20 protein-coding genes and 1 pseudogene are annotated in these 19,992 nt (G+C 43.3%); 7 read left to right on the forward strand and 14 right to left on the reverse strand.

Annotation, left to right across the window (positions count from 1 at the left end):
* Positions 1–3 precede the first annotated feature (3 nt).
* The gene (locus ACMXYU_RS10575) at positions 4–1,104 is read left to right on the forward strand and encodes an amino acid ABC transporter permease (protein ID WP_415898615.1); all 1,101 of its coding nucleotides are present in this window, start codon (positions 4–6) and stop codon (positions 1,102–1,104) included.
* A 12-nt stretch (positions 1,105–1,116) separates the two neighbouring features.
* The gene (locus ACMXYU_RS10580; protein ID WP_415898616.1) at positions 1,117–1,887 is read left to right on the forward strand and encodes an amino acid ABC transporter ATP-binding protein; all 771 of its coding nucleotides are present in this window, start codon (positions 1,117–1,119) and stop codon (positions 1,885–1,887) included.
* A gap of 87 nt (positions 1,888–1,974) precedes the next feature.
* Here ACMXYU_RS10580 and ACMXYU_RS10585 read toward each other — a convergent pair whose 3' ends face one another.
* The gene (locus ACMXYU_RS10585) at positions 1,975–2,631 is read right to left on the reverse strand and encodes a glutathione S-transferase family protein (RefSeq protein WP_415898617.1); all 657 of its coding nucleotides are present in this window, start codon (positions 2,629–2,631) and stop codon (positions 1,975–1,977) included.
* Between the two features lie 89 nt (positions 2,632–2,720).
* On the opposite strand from ACMXYU_RS10585, the gene ACMXYU_RS10590 reads away from it, so the two are divergent.
* Complete coding sequence (locus tag ACMXYU_RS10590) at positions 2,721–3,599, forward strand: LysR substrate-binding domain-containing protein (protein WP_415898618.1); 879 nt, start codon at positions 2,721–2,723, stop codon at positions 3,597–3,599.
* On the opposite strand, the gene ACMXYU_RS10595 is transcribed toward ACMXYU_RS10590, so the two are convergent.
* From ACMXYU_RS10595 to prmB, 4 genes are all read right to left on the reverse strand, one after another.
* Positions 3,586–4,317 (reverse strand): lytic transglycosylase domain-containing protein, encoded by a 732-nt coding sequence (locus tag ACMXYU_RS10595; RefSeq protein WP_415884108.1) that lies wholly within the window; start codon positions 4,315–4,317, stop codon positions 3,586–3,588. The two genes, ACMXYU_RS10590 and ACMXYU_RS10595, sit on opposite strands and share 14 nt — an antisense overlap.
* Before the next feature lie 20 nt (positions 4,318–4,337).
* On the reverse strand, positions 4,338–5,624 hold the full coding sequence (locus ACMXYU_RS10600; protein WP_415898619.1) for a threonine/serine ThrE exporter family protein: 1,287 nt from the start codon (positions 5,622–5,624) through the stop codon (positions 4,338–4,340).
* A gap of 91 nt (positions 5,625–5,715) precedes the next feature.
* Positions 5,716–6,807: a chorismate synthase gene (gene aroC, locus ACMXYU_RS10605; protein WP_415884106.1), complete on the reverse strand. Its 1,092-nt coding sequence runs from the start codon at positions 6,805–6,807 to the stop codon at positions 5,716–5,718.
* Positions 6,808–6,850: 43 nt separating this feature from the next.
* Positions 6,851–7,780, reverse strand: coding sequence for a 50S ribosomal protein L3 N(5)-glutamine methyltransferase (prmB, locus tag ACMXYU_RS10610; protein WP_415898620.1), 930 nt, complete (start codon positions 7,778–7,780; stop codon positions 6,851–6,853).
* A 65-nt stretch (positions 7,781–7,845) separates the two neighbouring features.
* Here prmB and ACMXYU_RS10615 point away from each other — a divergent pair, with 65 nt between their 5' ends.
* Positions 7,846–8,397, forward strand: a complete 552-nt coding sequence (locus tag ACMXYU_RS10615; protein ID WP_415887669.1) for a Smr/MutS family protein — start codon at positions 7,846–7,848, stop codon at positions 8,395–8,397.
* Here the strand turns inward: ACMXYU_RS10615 and ACMXYU_RS10620 are convergent, their stop codons facing one another.
* The 3 genes from ACMXYU_RS10620 to ACMXYU_RS10630 form a co-directional block, all read right to left on the reverse strand.
* Positions 8,398–9,294 carry a patatin-like phospholipase family protein gene (locus tag ACMXYU_RS10620; RefSeq protein ID WP_415898621.1) on the reverse strand — a complete coding sequence of 299 codons (897 nt, stop codon included), beginning with the start codon at positions 9,292–9,294 and terminating at the stop codon, positions 8,398–8,400.
* 65 nt (positions 9,295–9,359) lie between these two features.
* Positions 9,360–10,190 (reverse strand): DUF4892 domain-containing protein, encoded by an 831-nt coding sequence (locus ACMXYU_RS10625; protein ID WP_415898622.1) that lies wholly within the window; start codon positions 10,188–10,190, stop codon positions 9,360–9,362.
* 37 nt (positions 10,191–10,227) lie between these two features.
* Positions 10,228–11,073: an alpha/beta fold hydrolase gene (locus ACMXYU_RS10630; protein ID WP_415898623.1), complete on the reverse strand. Its 846-nt coding sequence runs from the start codon at positions 11,071–11,073 to the stop codon at positions 10,228–10,230.
* Positions 11,074–11,171: 98 nt separating this feature from the next.
* Between ACMXYU_RS10630 and ACMXYU_RS10635 the strand changes: the two genes are divergently transcribed.
* Positions 11,172–12,953 (forward strand): Wzy polymerase domain-containing protein, encoded by a 1,782-nt coding sequence (locus tag ACMXYU_RS10635; RefSeq protein WP_415898624.1) that lies wholly within the window; start codon positions 11,172–11,174, stop codon positions 12,951–12,953.
* Here ACMXYU_RS10635 and sixA read toward each other — a convergent pair.
* The 5 genes and pseudogenes from sixA to dinG form a co-directional block, all read right to left on the reverse strand.
* Entirely contained in the window at positions 12,936–13,388 is a 453-nt protein-coding gene (gene sixA, locus ACMXYU_RS10640; RefSeq protein ID WP_415898625.1) for a phosphohistidine phosphatase SixA, read from the reverse strand. The genes ACMXYU_RS10635 and sixA overlap by 18 nt on opposite strands.
* Positions 13,385–14,413 (reverse strand): NAD(P)H-dependent glycerol-3-phosphate dehydrogenase, encoded by a 1,029-nt coding sequence (locus tag ACMXYU_RS10645; RefSeq protein WP_415898626.1) that lies wholly within the window; start codon positions 14,411–14,413, stop codon positions 13,385–13,387. Before ACMXYU_RS10645 ends, sixA begins: the two co-directional genes overlap by 4 nt.
* 22 nt (positions 14,414–14,435) lie before the next feature.
* Positions 14,436–14,660, reverse strand: coding sequence for a hypothetical protein (locus tag ACMXYU_RS10650; protein WP_415898627.1), 225 nt, complete (start codon positions 14,658–14,660; stop codon positions 14,436–14,438).
* 325 nt (positions 14,661–14,985) lie between these two features.
* Positions 14,986–16,293, reverse strand: a pseudogene (locus ACMXYU_RS10655) (DEAD/DEAH box helicase); the annotation flags it as partial.
* Positions 16,294–16,304: 11 nt separating this feature from the next.
* On the reverse strand, positions 16,305–18,425 hold the full coding sequence (gene dinG / locus ACMXYU_RS10660; RefSeq protein WP_415898628.1) for an ATP-dependent DNA helicase DinG: 2,121 nt from the start codon (positions 18,423–18,425) through the stop codon (positions 16,305–16,307).
* Positions 18,426–18,569: 144 nt separating this feature from the next.
* On the opposite strand from dinG, the gene lexA reads away from it, so the two are divergent.
* A complete protein-coding gene (lexA, locus tag ACMXYU_RS10665; RefSeq protein ID WP_415884649.1) occupies positions 18,570–19,178 on the forward strand; it encodes a transcriptional repressor LexA in 609 nt (202 codons plus the stop codon).
* A 2-nt stretch (positions 19,179–19,180) separates the two neighbouring features.
* Positions 19,181–19,639: a cell division inhibitor SulA gene (locus ACMXYU_RS10670; RefSeq protein ID WP_415898629.1), complete on the forward strand. Its 459-nt coding sequence runs from the start codon at positions 19,181–19,183 to the stop codon at positions 19,637–19,639.
* Between the two features lie 93 nt (positions 19,640–19,732).
* On the opposite strand, the gene ACMXYU_RS10675 is transcribed toward ACMXYU_RS10670, so the two are convergent.
* Positions 19,733–19,987, reverse strand: a complete 255-nt coding sequence (locus ACMXYU_RS10675) for a hypothetical protein (protein WP_415884094.1) — start codon at positions 19,985–19,987, stop codon at positions 19,733–19,735.
* Positions 19,988–19,992: the final 5 nt, after the last annotated feature.

Here is a 19,992-nt window from a genome sequence, read left to right on the forward strand (position 1 = left end):
GAAATGAAAGAATTTAAACCACTACCCGATCAACCAGCACCACGTGATACTGTAGGCCCAATTCATTGGATCAGAGATAATTTCTTTGACTCAATATCTAATTCGATTGCGACACTACTTATCCTTGCTGGTTTAGTGACGGTTATTCCACCTTTGGTCGATTGGCTATTTATCTCTGCCAATTGGGCTGGTGCTACTCAAGACGCTTGCACCAAAGATGGTGCTTGTTGGGTATTTGTTAAAGCTTGGTCCAAGCAGTTCTTCTATGGAAGCTACCCTGCCGAAGAAATTTGGCGTATCAACGTTTGCTTGATTGCCCTTGTTGGTGTCATCACTGCATCGAATATGCTGAGCAAAGAGCTGCGCAACAAGATCGCTATACCACTTTTCTTAGCATTGCCATTCCTATCTATTCTGATTCTTGATGGTAGTTGGATTGGACTGGAGTATGTATCAACTGACTATTGGGGCGGCTTCTCGCTCAACGTACTACTAGCCGCTGCGAGTATTATCGTTGCCTTCCCATTAAGCTTCCTTTGGGCGCTCGGACGTCGTTCTGATATGCCATTTATACGAAGTGTAAGCGTTGTACTGATTGAGTTCTTCCGTGGTGTACCAGTACTTGCCCTATTCTTTATGGGCTCTGTAATGCTGCCACTGTTCTTCCCTGAAGGAACCAACGTAGACAAACTGATTCGCGTATGGATTGTACTTACACTCTTCATGTCCGGTTATATGGCTGAGGTATTCCGAGGTGGTTTTCAGGCTGTCCCTAAAGGGCAGTACGAAGCAGCAGACTCTCTGGGTCTAGGCTTTTGGCAGAAAACACTGCTGATTATCCTACCTCAGGTCATCAAGATATCTATGCCGAATATTTTGGCAACATTTATCATGCTCTTCAAAAATACGACGTTCTTATTGATCATCGGTATCTTTGAAATGCTGAGTACCACTCAAACAGCACTAGCAAATTCAAGCTGGTTAGGTGGTCATTCGACTGAAGGTTACCTTTTTGTAGCCGTCGTTTTCTGGATCTGCTGCTTCAGCATGTCCATGATCAGCGCATCAATCGAACGTAAACTCGACACAAGCCATAAGAACTAAGAGGTTTTCCTTGTGAGCATAGAACACGAAAAAAATATCGAAAACAACGAAGATATCATCGTTATCAAGGACCTCAACAAATGGTATGGCGAGTTCCACGTATTAAAAGATATCAACCTACGCGTTAAAAAAGGCGAACGCATCGTTATCTGTGGCCCTTCCGGCTCAGGTAAATCAACAATGACTCGCTGTATTAACCGTCTGGAAGAGTTTCAACGCGGCTCTCTAACCGTTAATGGTGTAGAGATGATCGAAGATGTGAAGAATATCGAAGCGATCCGCCGTGAGGTGGGAATGGTATTCCAACACTTTAATCTTTTCCCTCACCTAACCATCTTAGAGAATCTGACGTTAGGTCCAATTTGGGTCCAGAAAAAACCGAAGAAAGAAGCTGAAGCAACTGCGATGAAATATCTGGAAAGGGTAAAAATTCCAGATCAAGCTAATAAGTTTCCAGGACAACTATCAGGTGGTCAGCAACAACGTGTAGCCATTGCACGTTCGTTGTGTATGAATCCTGAAATTATGCTTTTCGATGAGCCAACATCTGCGCTTGACCCTGAGATGATCAAGGAAGTGCTAGACGTTATGATCGAGCTAGCCGAAGAAGGCATGACCATGCTCTGCGTAACCCATGAGATGGGCTTCGCTAAGAAGGTTGCTGACCGAGTTATCTTTATGGATGCTGGGGAAATTGTGGAACAAAATACGCCTGAAGAGATTTTCCACAATCCGCAAACAGACCGTTTACAGCTGTTCTTAAGCCAGATATTGGATCACTAATAGCTAATACCTAATAAAAACGAACTTTCCAGCGAAAGCAAAGCCGCTTACCTGCATTACAGCTAAGCGGCTTTTTTTATGTAAAATTTACTCTAGCGGCTCCCCTGCTTCATCCTCGTCAACCACTTCGGTTTCCTGCAGGGCATCATTTATCCAAGCCTGAAGAGCCGGATGTTGTAAGACGGTCTGCACATAAGCAGATGATTGAGGTGATAGCTCAATACCATAGGTCAAAAATCTCAAAACAGCTGGAGCAAAAAACACATCAACAATCGTAAAGCTGCCAAATAACCAAGGCCCTGATTGCTTATGTGTAGCTCTCAATTCTGCCCAAATAGCATCCATCCTTTGAACATCTTGCTCTGCTGCTGGGCTTAGCTCTATTTTACGTTTAGCTCGGCAGTTCATCGGCATCTCGTTACGTAAGGCATTAAAGCCAGAGTGCATCTCGCTGACGATAGCTCGCGCTTTGGCCCGCTCAGACATATCACTCGGCCAAGCAGCACCATCCAGATAACGCTCATTAACATACTCGCAAATAGCGAGAGAGTCCCAAACATTCAATTCACCATCGAGCAATACAGGCACTTTGGCTACGGGAGTATGCTGCTTTAACGTCTCATAAAATTCATCAGTGAAGAGGTTTATTTTAAGTTCATCAAATTCGACCTCAAAAGCTTTGAGCATCAACCAAGCTCTTAATGACCAAGACGAGTAGTTTTTATTCCCAATAATTAGCTGCATAACATCCTCCGTATCTAGGCTTAAGATTGTGGCAACTTGCTTTCTATCTGACTAACGAATAGTTTTGATAGCTCCTATTCGAAATATTGATGGATGATCGCTGTATGGATATAGATGCACTTCGCAGCTTTATCGCTTTTGTAGATACTGGAAGTTTTACTCGCGCGGCTAAACAAACTTTTCGTACGCAAAGTGCAATCAGCATGCAGATGAAAAAGCTTGAGGAAGAGACAGGCCACAGTCTATTCATCAAAGAAGGACGTAACCTTTCTTTGACCAACCAAGGCCAAGAGCTAGTCAGTTATGCTCGAAAACTTGTCGCTTTGCATGATGAAGCTATTGGGCACTTTTCCATTACCCAAGCACAAAGGCCATTAAGAATTGGATGCCCTGATGATTATGCGGAATCGGTTCTCCCACAACTATGCCAGCTTATCAGCGAAAGAATCCCGGATTTAAACTTTAATATTGAGTGCAATTGCAGCAGTAAATTACGCTCGATGTTGGATTCGGGTGAATTAGATATAGCCATTCTCACTCGGGCTCCAGATGGCGATGAAGGATTTGTACTTAAACACGATATCGGTGTTTGGGTACGTGGGGGTTATCCAGAACTGCTAGAGCAATCGCCACTGCCTTTGGTGTTATTTGAACCAGATTGTAAATTTCGAACCACAGCTGTTGATGGTTTAGAAAAGCAAGGGATCGATTACCGTTTAGTCTGCGCGTCTTCTAGCTCAACTGCACTCAAGGGTTTATTAAGAGAAGGTCTAGGTATCAGCGCTATGGCGACTTCTAGCATTAGTCATGACCTAGTAATTATCGATGAGAAACGATTACCTCCACTGCCCTCTGTCGATATCGTCCTCGCGATCGCACCTAGGCCACACCCTATGTTTGGCTCAGCTGTAGCGACTGAATTGAGTACAATTTTCTTAGAGCAAAGCGAGATTGCTACAACGCTTTAGCGTAGCGCTCTTTAAGGATAGCAACGCGCTCAACATAGGCTTTAGTTTCAGCATAGGGAGGCACGCCATTATAGCGTGTCACCGCTCCTGGACCGGCATTGTAAGCTGCTGTACTTAGGGTGAGATCACCAGAGAAGTTCTGTAATAGCTGGGCTAGATACTTAGTCCCACCCTCAATGTTTTGATTGGCATCCATGCTATTTGTAACCCCAAGATCTTTCGCTGTCGCCGGCATTAGTTGCATCAGACCTTGCGCCCCTACCCGAGAGACAGCATTAACTCGGAAAGCCGATTCAGCATGAATGACTGCACGGACCAAGGCTTCATCAACACCGTATTTTTTCGACATCTCTTTAACTTGATCACTATGTGCATTCAAATTTAAAGGCGTGGTGTGCCAATTAACAGTTGAAGCTACACCGCATGCAAAACAATCAAACCTCAGAACTTCAAATCCTATATTCAACGGTCTTTGATCTGAGAATGACAATACCCCGTCATCATTACGGTACTTATAAACTTTTTTGAGTGAAGAGGAGCTTTTATTGGTGTAGTTAACCTTCCTCTGCTTATCGCTAAGGTTGGTATATTCGACCCGTCCATCTGGGTGCACAATTTTCCGAATTTCGCCCGCAATAAGATTTACTGGCGTTAGCGAAACGAAAACACCAATAATCGTTAAAACTGCGGTTGAAGCCGTAGCTTTCCATATCTTCATAAACAGCAGTTTAGCAGCTATTAATCCCGGAGGTTAACCCTTCGCCATCGCAGCTCTTTAGGGGGAAGAATTAATGAGGAAAACAGCAACCCTGTCACCAGCGCGATAGCAACAAAGCTCATGCTAAATGCCGTATCGATCCCTTCAAGCACATTCTTTTCAACCATAAGGGAGAGGCTCTGAAAACCAACACTTCCCGGTACCAGTAAGATAATACCCGGCATTAACATGACCGCTCGGGTAATCCCTGAAATACGCTCAAACAAGTTCGCTACCAAGCCTGTAATAAATGCGCCAATAAAAGCACCTAAGACCTGACCAAATAGCTGAGCCCCATACCAGGTTGCTGCAAAAGCAATACAACCACCTAGTACCACCCAATGCATATCAACTGGACGGCTCTGGAAAAGAAAGCACAGCCCGATGCCTGCATAGGCGATTGATAGCCATAGACTCCAGTCAGGCAGATACCATTCAAACGTCACAGGTTGTGCTGGAAACAAGCCTGTTCCAATAGCATTACCAATGGCTACGCCAAAGCCTATCTGTAAGAATATAGTACCGGCATAAACCAATCGTGCTGTGCCCGAAACCATATTTTGCCGAGCCAACTCTGCTACTGCAGTGGTCAACGGCAAACCGGGGACTAACACAATTACCCCTGCAACCGTGGCTATATAAGGCGATGACAACCACCCCAAACTGGCGACAAAATTGGCCACTAATGCTGATAAAATCGCCGATAACGTAGGGAACAAGTATTTAAGTGAATCGGTTCTTAAAAACTTAACCGCGATCAAGGCGGTAAGCATGCCGATAAAAAAGGCCACCAGCATCTCAGCTACAGCACCACCTAAAAGGTGAGCAATACCCGCTGATAAAAGAGCAAACCCGGCCATCTGGCCTTTAACACCAAACCTAGCACCTGAGTTAGAAATAGCTTTAAGTTGATGAGCACCTTCTGACACCGTGATAGATTCAGACATGACATCCCGAACCACCGTATTTACTTGGATCTGCCTCTCAAGGTTTACTTCGCCTTGATCTACACGGAAAACATAGGTTTTAGGCTCAGGCTCTTCTGGGTGTGAGAAGCTCATTATAAGGTTTGTAGGCTGCGCTAAACACTGAACACCAAAACCAAGGGTCTCACCCACGCGTTTCATCGTATTTTCTAGCTCATAAGCCGTCATCCCATAGGTGTGCAGAGCTTTGGCTAAGCGCAGCATAAAACCCACCGGCAAGGTTCTTGGCGGAAAGTTTGGCTGTTTATCTAATGAGTAATGATCAAGTAGATCAAACGACATAACGGCTTTGAATCCTCTATAGCCCTAAAACAAAAAAGGATAAATTATCGCTAATTTACCCTTTCCTAGATTCGATTGGCGAATTTTAATATCAGGTGATAACAGGTATCTCAGATTTAACATCTGCGTTTTGTGCTCGATCACGTAGTAAGTGATCCATCAACACAATTGCCATCATCGCTTCGGCAATTGGTGTTGCTCGAATACCCACGCAAGGGTCATGACGACCTTTCGTCACAACTTCAATCTCTTCACCGCGACTATTAATACTACGGCCCGGCAGACGCAAACTAGAAGTCGGTTTCAAGGCAATATGCGCAACGATATCTTGACCTGTAGATAAACCGCCTAAGATACCACCCGAATGATTCGACAAGAAACCTTCAGGCGTCATCTCATCCCTGTGCTCCGTGCCTTTCTGTGAGACACAATCAAATCCATCACCAATCTCAACACCTTTTACAGCGTTGATGCTCATCAACGCATGAGCAAGGTCAGCATCAAGTCGATCGAAAATCGGCTCACCTAAACCAACAGGTGCGCCTGAAGCCACTACAGAGATTTTAGCACCTACAGAGTTACCCTCTTTTCGAAGCGCATCCATGTAAGTTTCCATCTCAGACACGGCTTCGGCATCTGGAGAGAAGAATGGATTGTTAGGTACTTCATTCCAATCGAAGTTAGCTTCGTTAATTGCAATCGGACCTAATTGAGATAGGTAACCTTTAACTTCGATACCTTTAGACGCTAGATACTTTTTCGCAATAGCACCTGCTGCAACACGCATAGCAGTTTCACGCGCAGATGAACGGCCACCACCACGATAATCACGGAAACCATATTTATGCGTGTAAACGTAGTCAGCATGGGCTGGACGGAACGTCTCTTCGATATTGGAGTAATCTTTAGAACGTTGATCGGTGTTTTTGATCAGCAAGCCAATTGGTGTACCAGTAGTTTTACCTTCGAAAACACCCGATAAAATCTCTACTTCATCAGCTTCACGGCGCTGAGTTGTATGACGAGAAGTACCTGGCTTACGGCGGTCTAAATCTAACTGTAGGTCAGCTTCAGAAAGCTCGATGCCTGGAGGGCAACCATCAACAATACAGCCAAGAGCCTTACCGTGGCTCTCACCAAATGTAGTGACTGTAAACAGCTTACCGTAACTATTTCCTGACATCGCAGTATTCCATCCAAAACGTTCTTAAAAATTCAGGGCGGGATTATACCAAACAATCCCGATGTTGGCGCAGTTCCTTAGCAGTAATCGCAAACACACCATTACCGCCGCGTTCAAACTCTAACCAAATGACCGGAATCTGTGGGTATTTCTCCATCATATGCACTTCACTATTACCTACCTCAACCACCAAAAGGCCATCTTCAGTTAGATAATCATTCGCTTGCGCAAGAATCTGACGTGTAATATCCAATCCATCAGGGCCAGAACCCAACGCTAGTTCTGGCTCATGATCGTATTCCTCCGGCATTGAAGCCAAATCGCTTTCGTCCACGTAAGGAGGATTACTCACAATCAGATCATACTTCTTACCCTGTAAGTTAGAAAACAGATCACTTTCAATAGCTTGAACACGATCACCCATTTCATGTTTCGCTATATTGATGTTAGAAACATCGATAGCATCAGAAGAGATATCGGCCAAATCAACTTCCGCTTCGTCGAAAGCATAAGCGCAGGCTAAACCAATACAACCACTACCCGTACACAGGTCCAAAATACGTTCAACCGGACCTTCTCGCAGCCATGGGCTAAATTGATTTTCAATCAACTCAGCAATAGGTGATCGTGGAATCAGCACTCTTTCATCAACAAAGAAAGGCAATGAGCAGAACCAAGATTCACCAATAATGTATGGCAGAGGTCTACGTTCTACCGCACGCTGATGGATAAAAGAGATCACCCGCTCTTTTTCTTCCTCTGTAAGACGACCATCCAAAACTGCAGGGTTTACATCCCATGGCAGATAAACTGCCCCTAATACTAGCTGAGTAGCTTCATCCCACGCATTGTCAGTACCATGACCAAAATAAACCTTATGTTGCGCAAATTGACTCATCGCATAACGGATGTAATCACGTAAGCTGTGTAACTGATTAGTTATAGAGTTTAAAGTTAAAGCTTGCTCGCTCATTCAGTCTGGACCGATATTTTGTTAAATTTAAAGAGCAATATTAATAAAACTCGCACAGGAACACCATGAAAGACCCCCGTGAGAATGAAGACATCGACTTTATGTCGGCAATGGAGGGCGTAACCCGCCATAAGCATGACAAAGCTGATACCCAGATAAAGACATCAAAGAGTGATCTTCATAACAAGCAATACCGTCGCCAAGCTGCTACTCAGCAGGAAGATAAGGTTATCGATGGTTTATCCGATGAAGCGGTAGAGTTGGTGGAATCTAGCGAAGAACTTTTATTTGCGAACCCTGGGGTACAACTTCGTGTTCTAAAACGCCTTAAACAAGGGCATATCCCTTGGGAACAGGGTTTAGATCTTCACGGATACACAGTTGATCAAGCTCGCGATCAGCTTAGTAAATTTATTTTTGAAGCGAGAAGAAACAAGGCGAGATGCGTCATTGTCGTGCACGGCAAAGCACATTCATCAGAAAGCCAGCAGGCAATGATCAAGTCTTACGTTAACGAATGGTTAAAACGCCTAAACGGAGTACTCGCCTTCTGTTCCGCACAGGCCAAAGATGGTGGCGCTGGAGCCCTTTACGTTTTGCTTAAACGCGATAAATAGCTAATTGATTGGATCACCGTTTTCTAACGCTTCCAACCTATCTCGCGTTGCAAGCCGCCCATACTCAATAGCCTCTGTTGCACGATGAAATTCATAAAAGCTACATAGGTCTTTAGGAATACGTACAAGTAAATCAGGCGGGTAACCGGCAATTTTATATTCAGCTAAACTCGCCTGCATCACCTCCACAGAGTTAAGTAGGACATCCATACGCCCCCCGATCTCTGTCGGCTGATCGACAGCAACCTCTTCACTGCCTTCAGCAGCATTCGCATCTGGCATATGCCATTCATCACTCATACCGCTGCGTTTTAAGTACTGATTACTGGGTAACTTAAGATGACTATGACTGGAATCCCCCGTATTCAAATCTACCGCAATGATAAGATCAGCTTGAGCAGCAACGACGGGGATGATTGGAAGAGGGTTTAGTATGCCACCATCAACCAGCACTCTCCCCTCTTTGACGACGGGAGTAAATAAACCTGGAACAGCAACGGACGCACGAATGGCGTCAAGTAGAGGGCCTTTTTGGTACCAAACCTCTTTTTGATGAGCTATATCAGCAGCCACAGCTGTAAAATCAATCTCAAAATTTTCGATATTAGGCGAACCTAAAATTTCAGCCAACTGCACAAATATTTTGTCACCACGAATAGCCCCTCGTGACAGGGTAAAATCTAATAACCTAACCACTCTCATCCAGTTGAGGCTGGTTACCCACTCTTTATATTCGTTTAATTTCCCGGCAGCGTGCATTCCTCCCACTAAGGCACCCATTGAGCTTCCTGAGATAGATACGATCTCATATCCTCGACGTTCTATCTCTTCAATCGCTCCTATATGGGCATATCCTCTCGCTCCACCACTACCAAGAACTAATGAAACTGTTGCCATAATGACCTCCTAAGCACTTAAAACTAGGAAAAAATTAAGTTAGCGTTCGATCTCCTTTGAGCTTATTAAAGCTCTTCTTTATAAATCATGATTACTACATCACCCGTTTTTGACTTTGTTCCAAAAGCTCCAACGGGGTGTACATTCACTTGCTCAGCCAAAACGCCATTAGTGATTAACTTTGCTTTTAACTGATTACCATACTCCAGCGCACTATTAAGTTTTTCCTGATAGGAACCAGCTGTAAAATCGGCAGAAACTATCCAAATTTGTTGCTTGGGATTATTTTGAATGAAGGCTAAAAGTCTTTGGAAGCCTTCTTCAGTATCAACATATTCTTGAACCAACTCACTCTTATCTGAAACAGAACGATCAGAAGCCATTTCCAAAACATCTAATCGCAAATAAACTTTTTTGTTGCCTCTCTGGACTGAATACAAAGCGAAGTAACGTTGATTAAGTTTGAAGCTAGCTACTCGTTGAGTGGTATCAATACCGTATAATCTCGAATACTTAAAAATGGTATTCGCCCATTGATTACTACTACCACATGCCCGCCCCTGACAATTAAATTGCTCGGTTGCTCCTTGCTTCTCTAACTGCGCTGAGAAAAATTGGAATGCTTCATCGGAGGAATGGTTTTGAGGAATTCGGTAGGTCAGTTGAAACAATTTGCCGCTTAAGCGTTCCTCTTTTTCAGGGGCAATGACACCATTAATCTTCTCTAACCCACCCAAAACGAAACGGTAATCCGCGTTTTCTATCACTTTATATTGAACAATAGTTGATCGAGGAAAACGCTCAAATGAGCCATAGTCGACGCTGCCTCTAACATCGGAAGCAGACTGCACATTCATAGAAAAAACAAAAAACAACCAAGGTACTAATAAACGCATTCCATACTCCTGAAAACGTAACACTGATAATGGTGCATCATGCCCATTGATTTATACGTTCAGCCAACAAAGCTGCAGGTTTAGGCTCTAAGTGCAAATGATGCCCTCCTTCCATATCAATCACTTCAGCATGGTAAAAGTCACCTAACCAAGGATTAATGATGCTATCTGCTGCACCATTCGATCCCCTTATAACTATAGCTTCTGATCTTACGGATTTAACAAAAGAAGAGATCTGTGAAAAACTAAACCGAACCAAAGAAGGCATCATCAACTTTGGATCATTACTCCAAATATAGCCTCTTTCCGTTCTTGATAATCCACGATCTAGGAGAGCCTCAGCTGCTTCTTGAGAAACGGGCCAACGACCATTCATACGAGCCTGAATAGCATCTTCGTAGGTTAAATAAGGACGTAAGGTTTTCGAAACCATCTTGCTACGCTTTATCACAGCATCAGCAAACAACTGAGGTAAATCTTCCTCTTCATAGAAAAGAGGTGCCAACCCTTCTATTAGCATTAAATGATCGACCTTTTCTGGAAAAGCACCTGCAAATAGCATCGCAATGCTTGCCCCCATTGAATGCCCAATGAGACTGACTTTATTCAAAGAAAGTGTATCTAAAACAGCATGAAGGTCTGTTACGTTATCCCAAATATAATAAGGCATAACCTCTGGACGATGATCTGATCGCCCATGACCGATTAAATCAATTGCTATCAATCTGATGCCTGTGAGATTCTGTGCTAAAGCATAAAAGCTAGCAGCATTATCCAGCCAACCATGCAAAGCCAACACTGGAGCACCATTGGGATCTCCGTATTCAATAGCCGCTACCGTATAACCTGGAATCTGTATTTCAAAACTAACTTTATTTGGCATAGGTAGACAAAAACCCTATTAGCAATAATCAGTTAGGTACTATAAACCGAAATTACGTTAAGATCTCAGCTAAAGTAAGTAATTGGAACAGAACAAACATGACTCTACGACTTGAACTGGAAAAGGACCCTTCCCTCAAAAAGCCACAAAAAGTCTTTTTTGTACTGTTTGGGATAATGTTCCTTTTAGCCCCCTTTTATTACCAACCAAACATGGGCGGTGAAGGCTTAAGCATTCCACACAATGCAAGCCTATGGATCATCGCTAGCTGGATCATTGCTGCTGCCTGCTACATCATCTATAAACAAAATAGAATTATTTTACCTAGATATTGGTTTACTTTGGCTCTTCTACCCCTGGGCGCAATTATCACTAGTTACATTGCTGATAATAACAACCCAGCTGAGTGGCTAATAAGATTGTCGGTAATCTGCGGTGGATATTTATTCTTTATAGCTCTTTATCAATTCGAACTAACTTCAAGGCAAATAGAAAGAAGTTTATACATCCTTTTATCAATGGGATTAATTGCTGCTACGTATGGGATTATCCAAACCCAAACTCCCCCAATCCTATCAGGCTTTATTCCACACAGCCCTAAATTGACCCCAGTAGGACCATTTCAACAGGTAAACATCCAAGCAAGTTTAATGGCAACGGTTTTAGTCCTCGCTTTTTACTTGATCGGACGTCCTTTAAGTAAAAATAAGAACCCAATTATCATAGTCTCCATAATAATCACTGCCATGGCTGCTAGTTACAATATCGCAAGCAGTGGATCTAGAGTTGGTACTCTAGGAATAACCTTGGCATTAACTTTATTATTTCTAGGTCGTTGGAAAATCTACTCAAAATCAAAACTTATCTTGGCCTCTGTAATAATTGCATCATTTACAGGCGGCCTACTGGGCAGTCAGGGTCTAGAAAAAACTTCAGATAAGTTTGATCGAATTATGAAACAAGACATTCGCTGGAGCATTTACAACATGTCGTGGGAGCTTTATACCGAAGCTCCAGTGTTTGGCCATGGGCTTGGTAGCTTTCAAAAAGTTTTTCAGGATAAGCGGATGGAAGCCCAAGTAGCGGGGATTTATAACCTAGGTAAATCTCCTAAATTTACTCACCCTCACAATGAATTCATATTTTGGCTTATTGAAGGTGGTACCTTTGCTATTCTCGGTATATTAGCAGCGACACTTTATACATTTATACAATTAACTAAACTTGGATGGCAAAGAGGATTTGGTTACGCAGCTTTGCTCATTCCAATTACTCTACATACCCAAGTAGAACTTCCCTTTTATATTTCCAATACACCTTGGTTCTTGTTGCTAACAATTTTATTTTTAGTTCACCAATCAGGTAAAAAGACCTATTCGACCTCAAAATTATCAAAAGCAGCAAGCACCACTATACCTTTAAGCGCAACAGCTATTGCACTAGTTAGCACTAATTTACTGATTAAAGCGCAAGTGGGTAATGCTGGACTTATTAACTACATCCATTCAGGGCAGAAAAAAACCATTTATCTACAATCGCCCCTAAAATCTCAGTACTTTGAAAATCACACCACATTCTTAATACTTCGCCGAAATATGTTTATAGGGATGAGTCAAAATGACAACCAACACGCTGTTCTTTTTGCTCAGTGGGCAGAGGAACAAATCAAAGATAATCCCGAATTGATTTACTATAGCAATTTAGCCATCGCCTATGACTATACGAATCGTAATGATGAGCGAGATCAAATAATGAAAATAGCGATGAATACTTATCTAAACAATTTAGATCTGCAGCAGCTAAACCAACAGTTTATGGCAAAGGATCTAGAGGATGGAAATAGCAGTGGCGCCATCAAACAATTAGATACGACGAACTAAACGCCCGAGCCCAGCTGCTGGCCAATCCGCTTCCAGCTGGGCTATTTCACCACAACTGAAGGTAGCTGGATTATGTGCACTACCTTCGCAGCAAATTGCTTCTACATAAGAGATTAAGGGCATATGCGTAACCACGAGTGGAGAACGACTTTCAAACCTTTCTAGAAAGGCTAAAGCATTCGCAGGATCAGATTCTGGCGTCCAGAGTTCCGAAATAAACTGCTCAACCCCACCCAACTGCTGATTAACTATTTCCGCAGTCTGACAGGCTCTGACATAAGGACTATGAATAACACAATCCACATCTTTAAGATGAGGTACAGCAGTCTCTAATCTTAACTCGAGCCTTTTAACGCCTTCAGGCGTCAACTTGCGCTGAGCATCCGATTCAGCAAAAAACTCGGCTTCACCGTGGCGCATTAAAAAGAAATTCATTCGCCTTCTCTAGGTAAGACAAATTCAACATCGGTACTCTGCTCACTCATCATCAGCATTTTTACGACTTGAGCGACCGGAGCGTGGTTGAAAACAACCTCATATAATCCTGCAACAAGAGGCATATAGACACCCATCGCAGCAGCTTTTTCTTTGACGTGCTTGATCGTGTTAACACCTTCGGCAACTTGCCCTAAAGCCTCAACCGCTTCATCTAAGGTTTTACCTTCACCTAACGCATAGCCAACACGGTAATTACGGCTCAAAGGCGACATACAGGTTACAATCAAATCACCAACGCCAGCTAGACCAATAAATGTCATAGGGTTTGCCCCCATACATACCGCAAATCGGCTCATTTCAGCCAAACTACGTGTCATTAACATGCTCTTGGTATTTTCACCCATACCAAGTGCAGCACTCAAACCTGCAGCAATGGCATAAATATTTTTCAGCGTACCACCAAGCTCAACACCGTAAGTATCAGAGCTAGCATAAACACGAAAATAAGAGCTATGAAGAATATCCTGAACCAGTGTTCTAACGTCTGCAGAATCACTAGCAATTACCGTTGCTGTTAATTGCTTAGCAGCAACCTCTTTTGCCAGATTAGGTCCGCTTAAGACGCCAATACAAGCATCAGGCATCTCTTCAGTCAGGATCTCGCTCATCAAGCTAAAAGTCTTAGCTTCAATGCCCTTCGTTGTACTTACGAGCATCTGCTCCGGCTTTAACCAAGGTTTAGCTTGTTCAATCACTTGCCTAAATGACTGACTCGGAATAGAGACAAAAACCAGTTCTGCATCAAGGAGAACATCTTCTAACGAACAAGATGCCGTAATATTTTTAGAGAGTTGGTAGTCAGGAAGGTAACGAGGATTTTCATGGAACTCGTTGATATGATCCGCTCTTTCCTGATCACGTAACCACAAACTAACTTTATGACCATTATCAGCGACAATGTTCGCTATTACCGTGCCAAAGCTACCTGCACCCAGCACTGCAACCTTACGAATATCAGACATAGATAAATTTCGCTTCTACCAACTATTTTTCCGAATCGTCCATACTATCTAGGACTTTATTAACGCCTTTAAACAGGTAAATCACAATTAGATAGCCCATAGCAGCCAAGCCTAAAAAAAGCATAAGCTGCAATGGATCTTCCGTTCGCTGATAACCTGCCACACCTAAAGCTGCAATTACTGCGCTGAAAACAACTGCAGCAATAGAGGCGATACGATTAGTTTTGTGTTTGTCCTGATCTGTCACTTTCAACATCACTTTCAGGGTTAGTTACTGTCTCAACCGAATGTTCTTCAGCTGCAACAGGCTCAACCGCACTTTCGTCAGCTACGTCTTCGTTTGCTTTTTCTTCCACTAGGTCAGCGTTTGGTTCCTGAACAGCTTCAGGCGTTACTTCAGCCGTTTTATCTTCGCCAGTTTCTTCAGCATTTTTCTCTTCAAGCTCTGCATCGTCAGCCGGTGCTTGTTCAACGGTTGATTCTTCGCCCTCTTTTTCTGTAACAAGCGCTTCAGCAGTAGTTTCAGGTACTTCTTCCATTGCGGGTTCAGAAACAGCAGACTTAGGCTCAGCTAACAGCTCGGCTTCAGGGTGAACACATTCCAGCTTAACGCCTGTTTCAGCTTCAATTTCTGGAATAAGGAAGGAATCATCTTCACAAGCGAAACAGATTGATGCACCTGTGGCACCGGCGCGACCTGTACGACCTATGCGGTGAACATAGTCATCAGGGTCTTCTGGCAGCTGATAGTTAAATACGTGAGTAACACCATCAATGTGGATACCACGACCTGCGACATCGGTCGCAACTAGCACCTGAATTTTACCGCTGCGGAAATCTTCTAACGTTTTTACGCGTTTTTGCTGTGGAATTTCACCAGACATAAGCGCAGCTTTAATTCCATCTTTACATAGACGGTCTGCTAGCTTACGCGTCTCATCACGGCGGTTACCAAAAACGATAACCTTCTCCGCGTGATCCTTATCCATATAATTACGAAGCAAACGGTACTTTTGCTCGCCAGAGACTAAATAAACGGTCTGACTAACATTGTCCGTCGTTTTAATTTCTGGTGCGATCTCGATTTTAACCGCATCCAAAGTCCACTGCTCTGCAAGGTTAAGTACTTCATCCGTAAACGTTGCACTGTAAAGTAGTGTCTGTCGATCACTACCTTTACGCGGTGTGTTACGGACAATAGTTCTTACATCTGGGATAAAGCCCATGCTCAGCATGCGGTCGGCTTCATCAAGAACAAGCACCTCAACATTCCATAGATCGACATCCTTACGATTGATGAAGTCGATCAATCGACCTGGCGTTGCGACTAAGATATCAACTGGCTTTCGTTTAAGGTTTTGGCGCTGCTTTTCATAATCCATACCGCCCACAAGGCTAACAATATGTAAACCTGTGTACTTCGCTAGGCCTTTTGCGTCTTCAGCAATTTGCAGTGCAAGCTCGCGCGTAGGTGCAACGACCAAAGCACGAGGTTCTGCTAAACGAGGTTTCTCGTCTAACGGGTAGTCAATCAAATCCGTAACAATACCCAGAAGGAAAGCTGCAGTTTTACCGGTACCAGTCTGTGCTTTACCAATGATATCTTTGCCAGCAAGTGCAGCAGGAATAGTTTCAGCTTGGATCCCTGTGCAGTATTCAAATTTAAGGTCATAAACCGCATGAAGGACGTCATCCGGCAGATTAAAATCTAAAAAACGCTTTTTACCTTCTACCTCAGGCACGACGAATTGTTCTGGGTTCCAAGACGCAGCTTTAGAGCGGTTGTTGTAACGACGACGTCGTTGAGGCTTACGGGCAGAAGAATTTCTTTTTTTGTTAGCGCTTTCAGTCTGCTCAACTGATTTATTTTCTGTACTCAATTCAACAATTCCTAAGAAAAATTTCGCCGATAAGGCGGTAAAGCGGCTAAAAGCTGCTTTCCATAACGACGGGTAATAAACCGTCGATCAAGCAATGTTATTTTGCCGCTATCGCTCTCAGTTCGTAGTAAACGCCCTGTAGCCTGGGTGAGGCGCATTGATGCCATCGGGATAACCCATTCTTGAAACGGGTTACGCCCTTGCGATTCTAACCATTCACCGTAGGTTGCCTCAACCGGGTCATCCGGTACACCAAATGGCAACTTCGTAATAATTACATGTGTTAGGTAATCACCAGGTAAATCTACGCCTTCAGCAAAAGAAGCCAAACCAAAAATAACACTTGGTTTATTAGCATCGATACGCTCTCTGTGTTGTCGCAAAATTTCATGCTTGGCAAGTTCGCCTTGCACAAGAATATCTGCTGATATACTAGCAGGCATACGCTCAAGAACATACCGCATCTGACGCCATGAGCTAAATAACACCAAGGATGCACTTCCCTGTTCTAAAATTGGCAATAACATTGCCGAAATTTCTTCATTATGGTCATCAGGGTTTCCTGGATCGGTTTTCATTGCAGGGACATGCAATTCGGCCGCATTTTGAAAATCAAATGGACTCATAAATATATTACAAGGACTATCCGTTGGTATGCCAAGATCAGCATATAGTCGATCAAACCGCCCTAGTGCGGTTAGCGTAGCCGAAGTAATAACAGCACCGTAGCAGTTTTTCCAAAGGTGCTCTTGTAAGGTTTCCGCCGCTGACACTGGGCTACTGCAACACTCAATATCAATGCCATCATTACCATCTACTTTAACGATCCAGCGGGCCGTCGGGAGTCCTGATGTCGAATCAGATACAGCGTAAGAATTAGCTAACCAATACATCGATTGCATACGGGATAAAAGCACACCCATCTGCGGATACCAAGTTTCACAGATAGCTAGGGGCAGATCGGCTAACTCACCATCCATTCCTTCTTTCAGAAGATCAACAATCTGCTCAAATTTTAAAACGACTCTCTCTGCAGCCTGAGCAAAATTGTGAAAGGACAACTGTAACGGTTCAGGAATCATACCTTGCGCAAAACGATAGCGATCACTTGGGCCTTGGAGTTTATCTTCAAGTATTTGATTTAATAGAAGTTGGACTTCCTTCAAGGAATTTTCCATATCTGCAAAAGGGTTAGCTAACTTCTCGATATAATTTCGAAGTACTATGTGATCAGACGCGTCATTCAATAATTTATTGAGGCTGCGTGTTGCTTTGCTCACCCAACGGATACTGGATTTAACACGTAAGCTATAAGAAAAATGCCCCGTAGTTTTAGTGCCTAGGTGATGGCCTTCATCAAAGACATAGATGGTATCTTCCGGCGGCGACAGAATAGCGCCGCCTCCAAGAGAGAGATCAGCTAAAACAAGATCATGGTTGGCAACTATCAGATCCCATTTATCCAACTCTTGTCTAGCCTTAAAGAATGGACAGATTGAAAAGTTACTGCAGCGACGATTTGTACACTGCATATGATCGCTAGTAGACAACCGCCAAACAGCATCAGGCACTGTATTCTTTAAAGCATCCCTATCGCCATCCCACTCACCCGAGGCATAGTGACTAAGTAGAGATTTAACCTCATCAATATCTGAGGTCTGAAGTTTTTGAGCTACTTCATCTTCATACAATGCAATTTGGCCTAATTCATTCTGTTGCTCCAATATTTTCTCTGCATTGGAAATACAAAAATATCGTCCTCGGCCTTTAGCTAAACCATAAGTAAGATTGATTCCGGCATCGCTAATCAGCTGTGGAAGGTCTTTAAGAATAAGCTGTTCTTGAAGGGCAACTGTTGCTGTAGAAACAACAACTTTCTTTTTTCGTTGCTGGGCTATAGGAACAGAAGCCAAAAGATAGGCCATCGTCTTACCCGTACCAGTACCAGCCTCCGTGACGCAGATATGCTGACCACCGGTCCTTTCGCCTTCAGAATTGGCAGTAATAGCGCCCAAAGTTTTCGCAACCTCAGCAATCATCAATTTCTGGCCATAGCGAGACTTCAATCCTCTGTTATTGAGAAAAGTACTGTAGGCCTGCTGTATTGTTTGCTTGAGCTGCTTATCTAACAAAACCGTATTCCATCGAAAATCTAGCCGCGATTCTAACAGTTATGACAGTTTAATAACAAAAATACTGTATAAAAAAACATAAGTTGCTTTACAAACCCAAAATACTGTATAAAAATACACGTACTGTATAAACAAACAGACAAGATCATGAAGCTGACTAAACGACAAACGGAAGTTCTGGATTGCATCAAGCGTCACATTGGCGATACCGGCTACCCACCTACTCGCGCAGATATTGCCCGCGATTTAGGGTTTAAATCAGCTAATGCAGCTGAAGAACACTTGAAAGCGCTGGCAAAAAAAGGCGCTATAGAAATTATTCCGGGTACTTCACGAGGTATCAGAGTACCTGAATTGGAAGAGGAAAATAGCGGCCTACCGATTGTTGGTCAGGTAGCAGCAGGATCGCCAATACTTGCTCAAGAGCATGTTGAAGATCACTGCACAATCTCCTCTGACTTCTTCCACCCTAAGGCGGATTATCTCTTAAGGGTGAAAGGTAGCAGTATGAAAGATGTAGGCATCATGGACGGTGATCTACTGGCAGTACACCAATGCCAAACAGCAAAGGATGGGCAGATTGTAGTCGCTCGAATAGAAGATGAAGTTACCGTAAAACGCTTCAAGCGTGAAGGTAACATCGTTTATCTAATTGCTGAAAATGAAGAGTTTGAACCGATTGTAGTGGATTTAAACGAACAACCACTGGCAATAGAAGGTTTAAGCGTCGGCGTTATTCGTAGAGGTAACTAACCATGATGGCATTTCACGCGAACCAAACAACAGCAATCATGCAGAGCACATCTGCAAATGAAAAAATTTTCACTAAGCAAAAGCCAGCTAATCAGCTTGCAGGTACGATGACTGAAATCGTTGTCCAAGATGAGAATTTTTCTAACATCCCAATGTTGATGCCATTGCTTGCACAACTAAGTCAGGATGATCGCTGGTTTGTGTGGATTGCTCCACCTGTGTTATTACCGAAAAACCTTCTGATTGAGGCAGGCATTGATCTGACTAAAGTCATTCTGCTCAACCCAGATAACAAACATAGTACCTTTGAGCTTGCTAAACAGGCGCTAAGCACAGGCACTAGCCACGCTGTAATATCATGGCCTGGATACTTAAATGATGAAGAATTTAACGACTTAGAAAGTGCCGCTAAGAAAGGACAAAGTCACGGAATTATAATTAGACGCCGTCAACATAGTTAAGTATTAGCTTCCATTTTTGTAAAGGCGCCTAGTTAAAGTATCATCACCCCAATAATGAGCTTTATCTGAGAGAAGCTCATTATCAGAGATTGCTTAATGAATAGTTGGAGGGATCTCTTCTTCAGGCTCTTGTTCTAAACCCACCCCAGATTCCGCCATCATCTGGATGCCTGCGGTTAACATAACGCGAGCGACATCTAGATATTGATCACTTAACTGTTCTTTAAGTGCATCTGAAAAATTAACTTTAATCATCGGCTCTTCATCGCTGTCCATATTCCGGATTGCTAGGCCACCTTCATCAAGTTCTATTATTTCAAGCACGGTCTCGGGTGTTAGTCCTGACACTTAAT

Origin of the sequence: Neptuniibacter sp. QD48_11, assembly GCF_047778095.1 — a bacterium.
Lineage (GTDB): Bacteria > Pseudomonadota > Gammaproteobacteria > Pseudomonadales > Balneatricaceae > Neptuniibacter.

Coding starts and splice junctions, on each gene's coding strand:
- ACMXYU_RS10630 (WP_415898623.1), bottom strand. CDS start 11,073: ATGCCAAATAAAGTTAGTTTTGAAATACAGATTCCAGGTTATACGGTA.
- ACMXYU_RS10635 (WP_415898624.1), top strand. CDS start 11,172: ATGACTCTACGACTTGAACTGGAAAAGGACCCTTCCCTCAAAAAGCCA.
- ACMXYU_RS10645 (WP_415898626.1), bottom strand. CDS start 14,413: ATGTCTGATATTCGTAAGGTTGCAGTGCTGGGTGCAGGTAGCTTTGGC.
- ACMXYU_RS10585 (WP_415898617.1), bottom strand. CDS start 2,631: ATGCAGCTAATTATTGGGAATAAAAACTACTCGTCTTGGTCATTAAGA.
- ACMXYU_RS10595 (WP_415884108.1), bottom strand. CDS start 4,317: ATGAAGATATGGAAAGCTACGGCTTCAACCGCAGTTTTAACGATTATT.
- ACMXYU_RS10590 (WP_415898618.1), top strand. CDS start 2,721: ATGGATGATCGCTGTATGGATATAGATGCACTTCGCAGCTTTATCGCT.
- ACMXYU_RS10600 (WP_415898619.1), bottom strand. CDS start 5,624: ATGTCGTTTGATCTACTTGATCATTACTCATTAGATAAACAGCCAAAC.
- ACMXYU_RS10625 (WP_415898622.1), bottom strand. CDS start 10,190: ATGCGTTTATTAGTACCTTGGTTGTTTTTTGTTTTTTCTATGAATGTG.
- ACMXYU_RS10615 (WP_415887669.1), top strand. CDS start 7,846: ATGAAAGACCCCCGTGAGAATGAAGACATCGACTTTATGTCGGCAATG.
- prmB (WP_415898620.1), bottom strand. CDS start 7,780: ATGAGCGAGCAAGCTTTAACTTTAAACTCTATAACTAATCAGTTACAC.
- ACMXYU_RS10620 (WP_415898621.1), bottom strand. CDS start 9,294: ATGGCAACAGTTTCATTAGTTCTTGGTAGTGGTGGAGCGAGAGGATAT.
- ACMXYU_RS10670 (WP_415898629.1), top strand. CDS start 19,181: ATGATGGCATTTCACGCGAACCAAACAACAGCAATCATGCAGAGCACA.
- sixA (WP_415898625.1), bottom strand. CDS start 13,388: ATGAATTTCTTTTTAATGCGCCACGGTGAAGCCGAGTTTTTTGCTGAA.
- aroC (WP_415884106.1), bottom strand. CDS start 6,807: ATGTCAGGAAATAGTTACGGTAAGCTGTTTACAGTCACTACATTTGGT.
- ACMXYU_RS10575 (WP_415898615.1), top strand. CDS start 4: ATGAAAGAATTTAAACCACTACCCGATCAACCAGCACCACGTGATACT.